13 protein-coding genes are annotated in these 14,550 nt (G+C 72.7%); 8 read left to right on the plus strand and 5 right to left on the minus strand.

All coding sequences use genetic code 11. From position 1 onward, the window contains the following. Position 1: 1 nt before the first annotated feature. Entirely contained in the window at positions 2-817 is an 816-nt protein-coding gene (locus tag N4G70_RS15300; RefSeq protein WP_261713173.1) for a tyrosine-protein phosphatase, read from the minus strand. A 161-nt stretch (positions 818-978) separates the two neighbouring features. Here N4G70_RS15300 and N4G70_RS15305 point away from each other — a divergent pair, with 161 nt between their 5' ends. Continuing rightward, on the plus strand, positions 979-3,078 hold the full coding sequence (locus N4G70_RS15305) for an alpha-galactosidase (protein WP_261713174.1): 2,100 nt from the start codon (positions 979-981) through the stop codon (positions 3,076-3,078). A 67-nt stretch (positions 3,079-3,145) separates the two neighbouring features. Here the strand turns inward: N4G70_RS15305 and N4G70_RS15310 are convergent, their stop codons facing one another. Next, entirely contained in the window at positions 3,146-4,399 is a 1,254-nt protein-coding gene (locus N4G70_RS15310; RefSeq protein WP_261713175.1) for an erythromycin esterase family protein, read from the minus strand. A 214-nt stretch (positions 4,400-4,613) separates the two neighbouring features. Between N4G70_RS15310 and N4G70_RS15315 the strand changes: the two genes are divergently transcribed. Beyond that, positions 4,614-5,405 carry an SGNH/GDSL hydrolase family protein gene (locus tag N4G70_RS15315; RefSeq protein WP_261713176.1) on the plus strand — a complete coding sequence of 264 codons (792 nt, stop codon included), beginning with the start codon at positions 4,614-4,616 and terminating at the stop codon, positions 5,403-5,405. A gap of 93 nt (positions 5,406-5,498) precedes the next feature. Here the strand turns inward: N4G70_RS15315 and N4G70_RS15320 are convergent, their stop codons facing one another. The 3 genes from N4G70_RS15320 to N4G70_RS15330 form a co-directional block, all read right to left on the minus strand. Beyond that, positions 5,499-6,512, minus strand: a complete 1,014-nt coding sequence (locus N4G70_RS15320; RefSeq protein WP_261713177.1) for an NAD-dependent epimerase/dehydratase family protein — start codon at positions 6,510-6,512, stop codon at positions 5,499-5,501. A gap of 69 nt (positions 6,513-6,581) precedes the next feature. Beyond that, complete coding sequence (locus N4G70_RS15325) at positions 6,582-7,367, minus strand: polysaccharide deacetylase family protein (RefSeq protein ID WP_261713178.1); 786 nt, start codon at positions 7,365-7,367, stop codon at positions 6,582-6,584. A 240-nt stretch (positions 7,368-7,607) separates the two neighbouring features. Further along, positions 7,608-8,207 carry a GNAT family N-acetyltransferase gene (locus tag N4G70_RS15330; RefSeq protein ID WP_261713179.1) on the minus strand — a complete coding sequence of 200 codons (600 nt, stop codon included), beginning with the start codon at positions 8,205-8,207 and terminating at the stop codon, positions 7,608-7,610. Positions 8,208-8,385: 178 nt separating this feature from the next. Here N4G70_RS15330 and N4G70_RS15335 point away from each other — a divergent pair, with 178 nt between their 5' ends. From N4G70_RS15335 to N4G70_RS15360, 6 genes are all read left to right on the plus strand, one after another. Continuing rightward, positions 8,386-9,591, plus strand: a complete 1,206-nt coding sequence (locus tag N4G70_RS15335) for an MBL fold metallo-hydrolase (RefSeq protein WP_261713180.1) — start codon at positions 8,386-8,388, stop codon at positions 9,589-9,591. Positions 9,592-9,673: 82 nt separating this feature from the next. After that, on the plus strand, positions 9,674-10,075 hold the full coding sequence (locus tag N4G70_RS15340; RefSeq protein WP_261713181.1) for a thiol-disulfide oxidoreductase DCC family protein: 402 nt from the start codon (positions 9,674-9,676) through the stop codon (positions 10,073-10,075). Positions 10,076-10,158: 83 nt separating this feature from the next. Further along, the gene (locus N4G70_RS15345) at positions 10,159-10,677 is read left to right on the plus strand and encodes a GNAT family N-acetyltransferase (protein WP_261713182.1); all 519 of its coding nucleotides are present in this window, start codon (positions 10,159-10,161) and stop codon (positions 10,675-10,677) included. Between the two features lie 265 nt (positions 10,678-10,942). Then, entirely contained in the window at positions 10,943-11,425 is a 483-nt protein-coding gene (locus N4G70_RS15350; RefSeq protein WP_261713183.1) for a hypothetical protein, read from the plus strand. A 502-nt stretch (positions 11,426-11,927) separates the two neighbouring features. Next, positions 11,928-12,341 (plus strand): PaaI family thioesterase, encoded by a 414-nt coding sequence (locus N4G70_RS15355; protein WP_261713184.1) that lies wholly within the window; start codon positions 11,928-11,930, stop codon positions 12,339-12,341. Between the two features lie 142 nt (positions 12,342-12,483). Then, positions 12,484-14,544 carry a transglycosylase domain-containing protein gene (locus N4G70_RS15360; protein WP_261713185.1) on the plus strand — a complete coding sequence of 687 codons (2,061 nt, stop codon included), beginning with the start codon at positions 12,484-12,486 and terminating at the stop codon, positions 14,542-14,544. Positions 14,545-14,550 lie beyond the last annotated feature (6 nt).

A 14,550-nucleotide genomic window follows, 5' to 3' on the forward strand; every position in this document is an offset into this window, starting at 1 on the left:
CTCAGGCCGCGCCCTCCACCAGGCGTTCGCGCAGCCGCTCCCGGGTCTCGCCGGACAGGCCGAGGCCCTCGGAGAAGTAGCGGTCGGTGGTGCCCCAGGTCTCCTCGATGGTGTCGAAGGCCGCGTGCAGATAGCTGGCGCGGGCGTCGAAGAGGGGGCTCAGGAGCTCCATCACCTCGTCGGACATCGCGTCCGGGGAGGTGCTGGTGCGGCGCACCTTGTAACGGCGGTGCGGGTCGTTGGACTTGAGGTAGTCCGCCTCGATGGCGTCCCGCTCCACGCCGACCGCCAGCAGCGCCACCGCGATGGACAGGCCCGCCCGGTCCTTGCCCGCCGCGCAGTGCATGAGCGCGGGCACGCTGTCCTCGGCCAGGGCGTGCAGCACCCGGCTGTGTTCGGCGGTGCGCTGGGTGATGATCTCGCGGTACGAGTGGATCATCCGGTCCGCGCCCTTGGTGCCGGCCAGCGCCGAGCGCAGTTCGTCGAGGTCGCCGTCGCGGACCATCTTCCAGAACTCGGCCCCGTCGGCCGGATCCGTCAGCGGAATGTTGACGTTGCGGACCCCCGGCAGCTCGATGTCGGGCCCCTCCAGCTTCTGGTCCCCGGCGTTGCGGAAGTCGAAGACGGTGTGCAGTCCGAGGGTGGCGAGAAAGGCCGCGTCGGCCGCCGTGGCATGTGCGAGGTGCCCGCTGCGGTAGAGCCGCCCGCCACGCACCCGCAGTCCGTCCACGGTCGGCAACCCGCCCACGTCACGGAAGTTGCGCACCCCCACCAGCTCGGGCTCGGTCGCGGGGATCTGCGGAATCTGCTGGGTCACGGGGACTCCTGACGTCGATCCTGGGTGGCGCGTCCTGCGCGTCTGTCGACGATACGACATGTGTTCCTGGGGCAATCATCTCGGTGCGAACCGCACAACCGTTGCCCCCGCGGCCGGGCAGACCCGATCCTGTGCGTACGTGTGCGGATCTGGGGGTCGCGATGATCGAGACCGGTGGCAACGGACGCCTTTGGCTGCTCACGGGGCGCGGCAGCAGCTATGCGCTGCACCTCACGGACGACGACGAACTGCTGCACCTCCACTGGGGCCCCAGGATCGCCCTCGCCGACGCGACAGCGCTGGCGCGAGAGCCGCTCGCACCTCAGCGGCCCTTCGAGTCGCGCCTGGATGGACACGAGGAGTACCCGGTCGAGGGAGGGCCCCGATTCGTGCGCCCCGCCCTGTCGGTGCGCGCCGGGCGCACGCGCGGCACCGGCTGGGGCTTCGCCGGTGCCGAAGCCGAGTCGGACGAACTGCGGTTGCGTTTCACCGATCCCGTGAACGGGCTCGCGATCACCCTGCACTACCGGATGCGCGACGACTTCGACGTCATCGAGCGCTGGACGACCGCCACCCATCAAGGGGCGGACGGGGAGCTGGAGTTGCTGCGGGCGGACGCGGCGTCCTGGGCACTGCCCGAGCGCGACGGCTGGCGCCTGTCCCACCTGCACGGCCGCTGGGCCGCCGAGACCCGTCTCGTACGGTGCGCCCTCACCCCCGGCGAGAAGCTGCTCGGCAGCCGGCGCGGCCACACCGGACATCAGCACCTGCCCTGGGTCGCGCTCGACGCCGACGCGGAGGCCACCGAGGAGAGCGGCGAGGTGTACGGCTGCGCGCTCGCCTGGTCGGGGTCCTGGCGCATCGCCGTCCAGCACCTGCCCGACGGCCGGGTGCAGATCAACGGCAGTGCGGGGTACGACGATTCGGGCCTGGCGCTGCTCGCGCCGGGCGATTCGTACGCCTCACCGGTGTTCGCCGGGCTGTGGAGCGCCGGCGGGTTCGGCGGGGCGAGCCGGCAGTGGCACGCCTGGCAGCTCGCGCACGTGATTCCCGGGGCCGAGCGGCCGCGTCCGGTGCTCTACAACTCCTGGGAGGCCACTCTCTTCGACATCTCCGAGGACCAGCAGCGCGTCCTCGCGCACCGGGCGGCCGAGATGGGCGTCGAACTGTTCGTGGTCGACGACGGCTGGTTCGGCGCGCGCACCCATGACGCCGCGGGCCTCGGCGACTGGACCCCCAACTCAACGCGGTTCCCAGCCGGTTTGAAGCCGCTCGCCGACGAAGTGCACGCGCTGGGCATGGAGTTCGGGATCTGGGTCGAGCCCGAAATGGTCAACCCCGACAGCGACCTCTACCGCGCCCACCCCGACTGGGTGCAGTTCCAGCCCGGCCGCCCGCGCACCGAGTTCCGCAACCAGCTCGTCCTCAACCTCGCCCGCCAGGACGTACGGGAGTACGTGGGGGAGCAGTTGGACGCGCTGCTCTCCAGCGCTCCCGTCGACTACGTCAAATGGGACTTCAACCGGTGCTTCACGGACGCCGGCTGGCCGGACCAGGCGTACCCCCAGAAGCTGTGGACCGAGCACGTGCACGCCTTCTACGCCCTCCTCGACCGGCTCCGGGCCGCCCACCCCCGGGTCGCCTTCGAGTCCTGCTCGGGAGGGGGCGGACGCGTCGATCTCGGCGTGCTCTCCCGCACCGACCAGGTGTGGACCTCCGACAACACCGACCCGCTGGACCGGCTCGCCATCCAGCACGGCTTCAGCCAGCTCCACCCCGCACGGGTCATGGCGGCCTGGGTGACCGACAGCCCCAACGCCCAGCTCAACGGGCGCGTCAGCAGCCTGCGGTTCCGTTTCGTGAGCGCGATGGCCGGAGTCCTCGGCGTGGGCGGGGACCTCTCCCGCTGGACCCCGGAAGAACGCGCCGAAGCGCGCGACTGGGTGGCGCTGTACAAGGAGATCAGGCCGGTCGTGCAACTCGGCGCCCAGTACCGCCTCCGGGCCCCTGAAGGCGGCCTCGGCGCGGTCCAGTACACCCGGGGCGGCGACACCGTCGTGCTGGCCTGGCTCCAGGCGCAGCACTACGGGGAGCCGCCGCCCGCCGTACGGCTGCGTGGGCTCGACCCGGCCGCGTCCTACGCCTGCCGCGACACCGGCGCCGTTCACAGCGGCGCGGTGCTGCTCCACCGGGGGCTCGCCACCGGGCTGCGCGGCGACCTGGACGCGGCCGTGTTCCGGCTGCGCAGGGTGGAGGCGTAGCGCCGCGTGGCCGAGGCACCCCAATTCCCTGATCGGATCGGCGCGTTGGGGCATCGCGGTGGCGGGGTCAGGACAGCCATCGCACGGCGGAGGCCCGCCGGATGTGCACGAGGACGTCGAAGGCTGCGGGGAGCGAGTCGACGGCGAGGTATCCGGCCGCGTCGTCGTGGGGGTCGTAGACGCCGCTGATGACCCGGGCCCTCGCCGGGCCGTCCCAGTGGCGGCGTACCTCGGGGCGCCGCAGGTCCAGCCAGTGGGCGGCCGCGTCCACCTCGCCGAGCCGCGCGTCGAGCGAGCCCGCGACGGGTTCCGGGACGACGGTGACCCCCAGGTCGCCGTGGTGGAATCCGATGGCGACGGACACGTACCGGTCGCCGTACCGGGCGCGCAGCACGCTGCCCACGGTCGCCCGCGAGTCCTGTTCCGGCGCCATCCCCAGCACCGTCCCGGCCGCCGAGGTGTGCGCGATGCCGTCCCAATAGACCACGCGCAGCCCGGTACGGCGGTGGAAGCCGTCGATGACGTCCGACCACACCGTGGCCTCGCCCGCGTAGTCGCCCCGCCCGGCCACGCTCTGCTCGTGGAAGTCGACGATCAGCCGCATCCGGTCCAGGGCGGCTTCGCGCCCGTCGCCCTCGGGCAGCGACCCGACGAGGGCGAGCGCGTCGCGGGCGTGCTCGGCGAAGGGCCGCCCCGGGTGTGTTCCCCGGGCGCGCTGGACGTGTTCGTCGAGGTCGTGGGCGGTGCGGATCGGATCCAGATGGGACGCCGCCCGCGCCAGCAGCTCGGGCGCCCGGGCGCGAACGTGCTCCAGCACGGTGTCGTAGTCCTCGCGCCCCGCCTGCGCCGGCTTGACGCCGAAGATCCGTACGGGGTCGTGGGGGTGGGCCTGGTTGAACGCGCGGATCCACTCCAGGGCGGCGGCCATCTCGGCGGTGCGCTGCGGCCGCCAGGCGTGGGCGAGCGCGTCGGCGGCGGAACCCGGGCCGCCGCTCACATAGGCGTCCAGGTCCGCGCCGGCGCCCGCGCTGTCCTGGACGGCGAGCGCCCGGAAGCCGTGGTCGCGGACCAGTCGGCGCAGGAGCTGGTCCCGTACGCCGAACGTCTCGCGGGAGAACCGTGTGGACTCCCCGACGCCGACGATCGTCGCCGTGGCGGCCGCCCGCTCCGCGAGCTCGTCGAGCGCGGTGCCCGACAGGGGCAGGCCTTGCGCGGGGACCTCGGACCCGCGGCCCGAAGCGGACGGCACGACGGTCGAAGGGATGGACGCGGTGGCGTTCGCACGGGAGGCGGGCCCGCTGCTGGCGGTGTCGTTGTTCATGCCGCCCAGCCTCCGACCTGAACCCCGCTTGAGGTCAAGAGGCGGTCTCCGGAGTGCCCGTACAACCTGAACGCGCGGACGCCGCAGGGCAGTTGCGGCCGGAACCGACCCCTATTCCCGGACCCGCCGAACTGACCGGGTGGTCTATATCACCCCCCGTCAACCCCTCCCTACGGTGGCGTAGGTCACTTGCGGGGGTGGAGGATAAGCCCTCGTGGCAGACGATTCGAGATCATTCAGCAGCGGCACGTTCGGGTCGTACACGGCCATCGGCGACAGCTTCACGGAGGGCGTCGGGGATCTTGGCCCGGACGGGACGTTCGTCGGCTGGGCGGACCGGTTCGCCGTGCTCCTCGGGGACCAGCGGCCGGAGGGGACCTTCCGGTACGCCAACCTCGCGGTCCGGGGGAGGCTCCTCGACCAGATCGTCGAGGAGCAGGTGCCGAGGGCCAAGGAGCTCGCCCCCGACCTGGTGAGCTTCTGTGCCGGCGGCAACGACATCATCCGCCCGGGCACCGACCCGGACGAGGTGGCCGAACGCTTCGAGCGAGCCCTCGCCGACCTGAAGCCGGCCGTCGGCACCGTCATGGTGACCACGGGCTTCGACACCCGGGGCGTCACCCTGCTCCGTCATCTGCGGGGCAAGATCGCGACGTACAACGGGCATGTGCGCGCCATCGCGGACCGCTATGGCTGCCCGGTGCTCGACCTCTGGTCGCTCAAGTCCATTCAGGACAGGCGGGCTTGGGACAACGACCGCCTGCACCTGTCCCCGGAGGGGCACACCCGGGTCGCGCTGCGGGCCGCCCAGGTGCTCGGGCTCGACGTCCCGGCCGACCCGGACCAGCCGTGGCCGCCGCTGCCGCCGCGCAACTCCCTCGAGGTGCGGCGCGACGACATCAACTGGGCGCGCGAGTATCTGGTGCCGTGGATCGGGCGGCGGCTGCGCGGCGAGTCGTCGGGCGACGAGGTCTCGCCCAAGCGGCCCGACCTGCTGCCGCTCTGACGGTACGTCAGCGAGACGTGCCCGTCCGATGCCGTCCTGACGGGGCGTCAGGAGAGCGCCCGGCCGCCCCTGCTGTCGCGCTCCGGCGCGGTGTCAGGAAGGCTCCCCGTCGCGCGGCCGGCCGGCCAGGACCTTGCGCTCCACCTCCGGGTCGAGGCCGACCCGGGGCCGGTCCGGGCGCTGGGGAGCGGCCCCGCCGATCGAGTCGAGCCAGGCCCAGGTGTCGGCGACCGTCTCCTGGACGGGGCGGCACCGCAGCCCGGCCGCGAGCGCCTTGGCCGCCGTGGAGCCGTGCATGGTGTCGTGCTGTTCGCCCGGCGGGATCCACACCGGCAGGTGCAGCCAGGGCTCGATCCCGGCCGCCAGGATCGTCTCCGGATCGGTCCAGCGCGGCACGGCCCGGCCGCCGGTGACCCGCACGCACGCTTCGATGAGCGCGCCCATCGTGGCGTGACCCACCGGGCTGACGAGGTCGTACGCCCCGCCGAGCCCGGCCTCGGCGGCATCCAGGGTCCACCGGGCGAGGTCGCGGCAGTCGATGTACTGGATCCCCGCATCGCGCGGACCCGGCGCGAGCATGTCGCCGCCGCGCGCGGCGCGGGCGAGCCACCAGGGGAGCCGGCCGATGTTCTCCCAGGGGCCGAGAATCAGGCCCGCACGGACCAACAGGGCCCGATGTTCGCCGAGTTCACGGACCACGGCCAGTTCGCCGCCGCGCTTGGCCCGTGGATAGTCGGCCGCGTCACCGTCGTCGGGTGAGCCGGCCACCAGCGGGGCGTCCTCGCCCGCGTCGGGCGGCGTCGGGTGCGCGTACACCGAGCGGCTCGACACATACACGTAACGGCCGACCCGGCCGGCCAGCAGCCTCGCCGCGTCGCGGACCACGGCAGGGGCGCCCGACCAGGTGTCGACGACCACGTCCCAAGAGCCCTCCGCGAGCGCCGCGAGCCCGCCCTCGGCGGTGCGATCGCCGTGCAGTGACAGCGCGTCGGCGGGTGGCTCGTGGCGCCCGCGATGGAAGACCGTCACCTCGTGGCCGCGCGCGAGCGCCGCCTCGGTCACGGCCCGGCCGACGAACTCCGTTCCCCCCAGCATCAGTACTCTCATGCCCTCAACTCTGCCGGGCGCGGCCCTCATCGGGAACGCTGCTTGCTGTGGGCGTAACCGGGCGGGGGCTCAGGGCCGGTAGAGGGTGCCCGGTTCGGGGGTGCCGGGCGCGAGCAGTTGCGGCACGGTCACGAACGTGTACCCGCGCTCGGTGAGTTCGTCGATGATGCCGGGGACGGCGGGCACGGTGCCGTCGTAGATGTCGTGCAGCAGGATGATGCCGTCGCGGCTCGCCTGGTCGAGGATCCGCTTGCGGATCAGGGCGCTGTCGGTCGTGGCGTAGTCCTTGGCGGTGGCGCTCCACAGCACCTGGGAGAGGCCGAGTTCCTTGCTGGCGGCCGCGACCTCGTCATTGGTACGGCCCTGGGGCGGACGCATCAGGGTGGGCGCGCGGCCGGTCAGGGCCTTGACCGCCTGCTGGGTACGGTCGAGCTCGGAGCGGATTTCGTCCGGCTTCAACTGGTCGAGGCGGCGGTGGGTCCAGGTGTGGTTGGCGATCTCGTGGCCCTCCGCGGCGGCCCTGCGGACGGTGTCCGGATAGGTGTCCACGTGCTTCCTGCCGAGCAGGAAGAAGGTGGCGTGGACCTTCTTCTCCTTGAGGATGTCGAGCAGTTGGGGCGTGTGCGGGCCCGGCCCGGCGTCGAAGGTCAGGGCGATGCACTTGGCCCTGGCGCAGTCCACGGCTGCCGGGCTGCCGGTGGGCTTCACCCGGACCTCGTTGGCGGCCCGGCCGCGTGCCTCCTGGGGAGACGTGGAGTCCTGGCCGCAGCCGGCCAGGGTCAGCACCAGGGCGGCGGCCGTGGCGATACCGGCGGCGGCCCGGGACCGGGCGGAACGTGAGGCGGTTTTGAGCATGGCGGTGCCCTCCCCGGAGATGAGTTGCCCACGGCGCCCCCGGGATCAGGGGCGCAGCCGACTATACGTGAGGTGTATACATCGAGTGCATAGTGGGAGGGGGTGGGCCCGGAGCGAGGGGCGAGAGGGCCCGGGTGGAAGCGCGGGGAGCCCGGGCGGGGCCCGGGGCGGGGAGAGAGGGAAGCGGGGTGGAGGGGCGCGCGGGGCCCGGGTGGGCCCCTCGTGGCAGGGCGTTCGGGCTCAACTCCCGTCCGGCCAGCGGTCACCCGCGACCCGCGCGTGCAGATGCTCGTCGTGCCAGCCGTCGGCGTGGAGCAGAGCGCTGCGCATCGTGCCCTCCAGGGTGTACCCCGCCCGCTGCGCCACCCGGCACGAGGCGGGGTTGCTCACCGAGTGCGTGATACGGATCCGGTGCAGGCCCAGCTCGTCGAGGGCCCACCGGCTGACCCGCAGGGTGGCGTCCAGCGCGGCGCCGCCACCACGACCGGCCGGAAGCAGCCAGTACAGGATCTCCGCGCTGCCGCCCCGCAGATCGAAGTCGGCCAGTCCGATGAGGCCCACGGCCCGGTCGTCCTCGCGCCGCGAGATCGCCCAGATCGCCGCCTGCTCCTCGGTCCAGCGCTGCCCCCAGTGCGCGATCTTCTCCCGCGCGGCATCGAGGGAGAGCTGCTCGACGCGGTTCCACCGCACGATGTCCGGGTCCAGGGCGGAGGCCACCAGGACGTCCGCGTCGGACTCCCGCCAGGGGCGCAGTTCCCGCCCCCCGGGAAGGACGAACGAGGGCTGCTGCTGCCGGCCCATGCGGCCCGCGGGCACGACGGGAGGTATCGGAGTGATCATCCCCGCATCATGGCAGAGCGGCTCCGCGGACTCCGGGAATCCGCGGGCGGGGGGCAGCGTTCCAGAGTCATCCCCTGCCGCCGGTAGCACCCCCACCCGTTCACCCCCGAAAGCCCCCGCACCGGCGCGGACGTACCGGCCGCCCATAATGGAATGACCCCGAGTCCCTGGAGGTGCCGTGACCGGCGCTGGTTCTCTGCTTCCCCTTCGCTCCAGACTCCGCGAGCTGCGGACCGACGCGTTCGGCGCCGATCCGGCGGGGGAGCGGATGGCCCGCATTCGCCGCTCGCCCAACTTCGCGGACGGTGTCTTCCGCAACCCGGAGGGCGAGACGCAGATCAGGCCCTCGGGCTCGACCCTGGAGTTCGCGAAGCGGTTCTTCGCCAAGGAGCAGCGCGTGCGTCGCGCTCCGACCGGCACCATTCCGGTCCACCCCACCACCCTCGCCGACATCGCGAAGCCGCCCGTCTCCGGGCTGCGGCTCACCTGGATGGGGCATTCGAGCGTGCTGGCCGAGATCGACGGGCGGCGGGTGCTGTTCGACCCGGTGTGGGGTGAGCGCTGCTCTCCCTTCGCGTTCGCCGGGCCCAAGCGCCTGCACCCCGTCCCCCTGCCGCTTGCCGCCCTCGGCCCCGTCGACGTCGTCGTCATCTCCCACGACCACTACGACCATCTCGACCTGCCCACGATCCGCGCCCTCGCCGCCACCGACACGGTGTTCGCGGTGCCGCTCGGGGTGGGCGCCCACCTGGAGCACTGGGGCGTACCGCTCGACCGGATCCACGAGCTGGACTGGAACGAAACCGCGAAGGTCGACGGGCTCACGCTCACCGCGACCCCGGCCCGCCACTTCTGCGGCCGCGGCCTGCGCAACCAGCAGCACACCCTCTGGGCGTCCTGGGCGGTGGCCGGGCCCGAGCACCGGATCTACCACAGCGGCGACACGGGCTACTTCGACGGCTTCCGCACCATCGGCGCGGAGCACGGGCCGTTCGACGCGACGATGATCCAGATCGGCGCGTACAGCGAGTTCTGGCCCGACATCCACATGACCCCCGCCGAGGGCCTGCGCGCCCACCTGGACCTCCAGGGCGGCGCCCCGCACGGCGTGCTCATGCCGATCCACTGGGGCACCTTCAATCTCGCGCCGCACCCGTGGGCCGAGCCGGGCGAGTGGACCAAGGACGCCGCCGAGGAGGCGGGCCAGGCCGCTGCCTTCCCCCGCCCCGGGGAGCCCTTCGAGCCGGGCGGCGTGCTGCCGGATGAGCCCTGGTGGCAGGCGCTGTCCGTTCCGCTCGCGCACCCCTGGCGCCACCCACGCCCGGCGAGCATCCGCCCCACCGCGACCCCTGCGGCCGACCTCGACCTGGCCGGGGACCGGTGAGCGGAGCGGGCCTGTGCCCCCGGGTCCGCCCGGCGCGCGGGTAGCCGTGCGCACCCCCGGAGCGGGTGGGGCGGATGGTCCGATGCGAACCCGGCCCGTACTCGTCTACGACGGAGACTGCGCGTTCTGCACCTCCTGCGCCGCGTTCGTTGAGCGCCGTATCCGGCCCCGCTGCGCGATCACCCCGTGGCAGTTCGCGGATCTGGACGCGCTCGGTGTCACTGAACCGCGGGCGCGGTACGAGCTGTTGTGGGTCACGCCCGGTGGAGCGGTCCACGGCGGTGCGCGGGCCGTGGCCGAACTGCTGCTGAGCGCGGGCCGGGGGTGGGCTCCCCTGGGTGCCGTGCTCACGCTGCCTCTCGTGCGCCGGCTCGCCCACGCCGTCTACCGGCTCGTGGCCGACAACCGGCAGCGGCTGCCGGGCGGTACGGCGGCCTGCGCGGTACGCCGGGCGCCCGGGCCGGGCCCGTCGCGCGACGGGTGAGAACGGGCGGGTCAGGAGGCCGCGCGCAGCCTCGCCCGAAAGGGTTTGCGGGCCCGCGAGACGGGTGCGTAGCGTCGCCGTTCATGACCCCGACGCTGGTGACCGAGCGGTTGCTCCTCGACCCCTACACCCCCGGCGACGAAGAGGACTTCGTCGCCCTGTTCCAGGACCGGCGGGTGTCGCGCTGGATGGGGGAGGGACCGGCCTCCGAGGCGGCGGACCGGGCGCTGTTCCGGCGGGTCTTCACCCAGGTGTACGCGCGGAACCTCTTCGACGTATGGGCCGTGCGCAAGGACGGGCAGCTGATCGGGCACGCCGAGATCAAGCCCACCGAGGCGACCGGCGGCCACGAGATCATCTACGCGCTGGCGCCCGCGGCATGGGGCGCCGGCCTGGGCACGGAGCTCGCCCGAGCCGTCGTCGCCCACGGCTTCGACACCCTCGGCCTGACCGAGGTGCACGCCACGGTGGCGGCGGAGAACACCGCCTCGCTCACGCTGCTGGCCAGGCTCGGCTTCGCGCACGTCCGCGACATCCAGGAGGACGACGGCAGCACGACCCGGGTGCTGACCCGCACCCGCCGCACGCCGCAGAGGCCCTGATCCCCGGCGGTCACCCCCTCCCGGCCGCCGCCGTCTCCTCGTCCTGCGATCGCGGCGGCGTCGGCTCCCGCGAGCCGGCTTACGGTTGCCGGTGTCCCGCTTCCATTCGGGCCGCATCCGTCGTGCGGCGCGTGACGGCGCCACTCCGCGGCGTTGATGGCGGCTCTACGCCTCCGTCTTGCTCTTCGCGATACTTGTCATACGCATGCGGATGGTGGCGGGCGGACGTCACAGGGACCGGGCAGGCAGCGGAGGGTGAGAACGGATGGAACAGCAAGGTGCGCGCGTGGTGGCCGATCTCGGCCGAGAGCTCGCGGCGGCGTCGCCGCAGGCGGGCGGCGCGTTGTGGCGGCTCGCCGAAAGCGGACGCGGTCTGGACGCCAACCTGCTCCGGCTGCCGCCCGGCCGCACCATCGACGAGCACACCGACCTCGCCCTTGACGTCCTCCTGATCGTCCTCGAAGGGAGCGGCGAACTCCGTACGGAGTCGGGCTCCCAGGATCTGCGCCCGGTCACCGCGCTCTGGCTCCCCAAGGGCTCGCGCCGCGCCCTGGCCGCCGGGGCCGAGGGGATGGGATACCTGTCCGTGCACCGGCGCAGGCCGGGGCTCGCCATCGGGGCGCCGCCGCGCGACGAGGGCGGCGAGGAGGCCTGCCTCCTCGGCCGGGTCTGCCCCGAGTGCGGCCGCCTCGCCACGGAACGCTCCGCGCGGTTCTGCTGGAACTGCGGCTCCGCGCTGGAGGCTTGAGCAAGGTGCGGGGTTCCTGAGCCAGGCTTCGTTTCGCGCCTTGAGGGCGCTCGTCCTCAATCGCCGGATGGGGTGAAGGGTGCTTGTGTGGGTCGGTGTCGATCCGCTGGGGGCGCGGGGGGTTGCGCGAGATGTGGGCATGGTTCGCGGTGGGGAGCGGGTTTCTGGGGCTCTGCCTCAGGTCCCGTTTCGCGCCTTGAGGGCGCTCGTCCTCAATCGCCGGATGGGCTGAAGGGTGCTTGTGTGGGTCGGCGTCGGTCCGCTGGGGGCGCGGGGAACTGCGCGAGACGTGGGCACGGTCTGCGGTCGGCGTCGGGTTGTGGGGGCGCGGGGAACTGCGCAAGACGCCGGCGCGTCCCCGGCGGAGCGGGGTTGCTGGGGCTGGCCCGGGCCCCGGTCCGGGGTGGCTCGCGCGGACCAGCGCCGGGGCGCGAACTACCCTGTGCCCGAGCCCAGTTGGGTGATCGTGGCCGCCGGTCGAACCGGGTGCTATGTTCCGTCGATGATGGATGCCGACGCCGCCCAAGCCGTCCTCGACAACAGCCCCTTCGGGCCCTGGTGGGGGTTCAGGGTGGATGCCGTCAAGGAGGGGTGGGCCCGGGTCTCGCTTCCGCGGCGGCCGGAACTCTTCCGCCCCGGGGGTGTCCTCCAGGGCGGCTGTGCGATGGCGCTCGCCGATGTGACGTGCTGGATCGCGATCATGTCGCTGTTCGGCGAGGACGACCCGTCCGTGACCCAGCAGATGACCACGAGCTTCCTCGGGCCGGCCCGCACGGACCTCGTCTGCGAGTCGACGATCCTGCGGCCCGGGCGACTCATCGTCTACGGGACCGCCGAGACGAGGGACACGGCGGGCGGCCTCGTCTCCCACCACACGCTGACCTACGTCCGGCCGCCCCGGCCCACCGGGGACTGAGCCCTCCGGGACACCGGCGGCCCGGGGCAAGCGCCCGATCATGGCCGCCTGCCGCACCCCACCCGCTCCCGGACGGCCAGAAATGTGTTCCGGGGAGGCCCGCCAGGCATGATTCACAGCTCCCCTGCGTATGTTTCGCCCTATGCACTCCCCGCGTTCCCGCCCGTCCGGCTCCTGGTTCACCCGCACCCTGCGCTTCCTCGGCGTGAGCGTTCTGGCGGGCGTGATGGCCGCCGGGATCGCGCTGCCCGTGGCGGGCGGGCTGGGTGTGGGAGCGAAGTCGGCGGCGGAGAGCTTCAACGGCCTGCCCGACGAGTTCAAGGCGCCCCCGCTCTCCCAGGCGTCGCAGATCTACGACGCCGACGGCGGTCTCATCGCCACCGTCTACGACCGCGACCGCACCGTCATACCCGGCGACCGGATCGCTCCCGTGATGCGCAAGGCGCTGATCGACATCGAGGACAACCGGTTCTACCAGCACGGGGCCGCGGACCTCCAGGGCGTGCTGCGCGCCCTGAACAAGAACGCGGCCACCGGCGGCGTCGCCCAGGGCGCCTCCACCCTCACCCAGCAGTACGTGAAGAACGTCTTCGTCGAGCAGGCGGGCAGCGACCAGAAGGCGGTGCTCGAAGCCCAGCGCCAGACCCTGGGCCGCAAGATCCAGGAACTGCGCTACGCCATCGAGCTGGAACGCACCCTCTCCAAGGACCAGATCCTCACCAACTACCTGAACATCACGTTCTTCGGCGAGCAGGCGTACGGGATCGAGGCCGCCGCGCGACGCTACTTCAGCGTGCCCGCCAAGGATCTGTCCCTGCCGCAGGCCGCGCTGCTCGCGGGCCTCGTCCAGTCGCCGTCCATGTACGACCCGGTCACCCACCCCCAGGCGGCCAAGCAGCGCCGCGACACCGTCCTGAACCAGATGGCCAAGTACGGCTCGATCAGCGCGACCCAGGCCCAGCAGGCCATCGCCACCCCGGTCGGGCTCAAGGTCAGCGCACCGCGCCAGGGGTGCATCACGGCCCGCCTCGGCGAGGGCTTCTTCTGCGACTACGTGCACCGCATCGTGCTGAGCGACCCGGCGTTCGGAAAGACGGCGGCCGAGCGGCGGGCCCTGTGGAGCAGGGGCGGGCTCCAGATCCGCACCACGCTCTCGCCCAAGGCGCAGAAGGCCCTTCAGGAGTCCGTCACTTCGCACGCCTACACCACGGACGACGCCGCCGCCGTGATGAGCCTCGTGCAGCCCGGCACCGGGAAGATCGTCGCGATGGGGCAGAGCCGTGACTACGGCCTGGGCGCGCACCAGACGGAGATCAACCTGAACGTCGGCGCGCGCATGGGCGGCGGCCTCGGCTTTCCGACCGGCTCCACGTTCAAGCCGATCGTGGCGGCCGCGGCCCTGGAGAAGGGCACGAGCCCGGGCCAGAAGTACCCGGCGCCGTACTCCATGCCCTGGCCCGCCATGTCCGACTGCGCCGGCCACACCTACCCGGAGAACGGCGAGGTCCACAACGACAGCCCCACCCTGGTCGGCCCGTTCGGGATGCCGGACGCCATGGCCCAGTCCGTCAACACCTACTTCGCCCAACTGGAGGCCGACACCGGCCTGTGCGACGTGGCGAAGATGGCCAACGCGCTCGGCCTCACCGCGCAGGCGGGCGGCACCACGCTGCAGGTGGTCCCCTCGCTCACGCTCGGCAGCAACGACCTGACCCCGCTGGAGATGGCCAATGTGTACGCCACCTTCGCCAACCACGGTACGTACTGCGCCCCGGTGGCCCTCACCTCCGTGACCAAGCCGGACGGGGGGAGCGTCCCGGTGCCCCGCGCCGACTGCCACCAGGTGATGTCCGCCGAGACCGCCGACACCATCACCACCATGCTCCTCGGGGTGGTGCAGGACGGCACCGGCAAACCGGCCGGGCTCACCGACCGCGACAGTGCGGGCAAGACCGGCACCACGGATGAGAGCAAGCAGGTCTGGTTCGCGGGATACACCCCCGAACTGGCGGGCGCCGCCGTCGTCAGCGACACCAGGACCCCGCGCGATCTCGACGGCCAGAGCATCGGCGGCGAAACCGTCGGCCAGGCCTTCGGCGGCACCCTCGCGGGGCCCGTATGGCGCGACTCCATCGAAGGCGCCCTGGAGGGGCAGCCGGCCGGGACGCTCACCACGACCACCCTGCCGGGATCGGGCGGATGAGATGAA

The organism is Streptomyces sp. ASQP_92, assembly GCF_025399895.1.
In the GTDB taxonomy this organism is placed as follows: domain Bacteria; phylum Actinomycetota; class Actinomycetes; order Streptomycetales; family Streptomycetaceae; genus Streptomyces.

Bases quoted from the DNA above. Each gene is read 5' to 3' on its own strand.
- N4G70_RS15305 (WP_261713174.1), top strand. From the start codon at position 979: ATGATCGAGACCGGTGGCAACGGACGCCTTTGGCTGCTCACGGGGCGC.
- N4G70_RS15310 (WP_261713175.1), bottom strand. From the start codon at position 4,399: ATGAACAACGACACCGCCAGCAGCGGGCCCGCCTCCCGTGCGAACGCC.
- N4G70_RS15320 (WP_261713177.1), bottom strand. From the start codon at position 6,512: ATGAGAGTACTGATGCTGGGGGGAACGGAGTTCGTCGGCCGGGCCGTG.
- N4G70_RS15325 (WP_261713178.1), bottom strand. From the start codon at position 7,367: ATGCTCAAAACCGCCTCACGTTCCGCCCGGTCCCGGGCCGCCGCCGGT.
- N4G70_RS15330 (WP_261713179.1), bottom strand. From the start codon at position 8,207: ATGATCACTCCGATACCTCCCGTCGTGCCCGCGGGCCGCATGGGCCGG.
- N4G70_RS15340 (WP_261713181.1), top strand. From the start codon at position 9,674: ATGCGAACCCGGCCCGTACTCGTCTACGACGGAGACTGCGCGTTCTGC.
- N4G70_RS15345 (WP_261713182.1), top strand. From the start codon at position 10,159: ATGACCCCGACGCTGGTGACCGAGCGGTTGCTCCTCGACCCCTACACC.
- N4G70_RS15350 (WP_261713183.1), top strand. From the start codon at position 10,943: ATGGAACAGCAAGGTGCGCGCGTGGTGGCCGATCTCGGCCGAGAGCTC.
- N4G70_RS15355 (WP_261713184.1), top strand. From the start codon at position 11,928: ATGATGGATGCCGACGCCGCCCAAGCCGTCCTCGACAACAGCCCCTTC.
- N4G70_RS15360 (WP_261713185.1), top strand. From the start codon at position 12,484: ATGCACTCCCCGCGTTCCCGCCCGTCCGGCTCCTGGTTCACCCGCACC.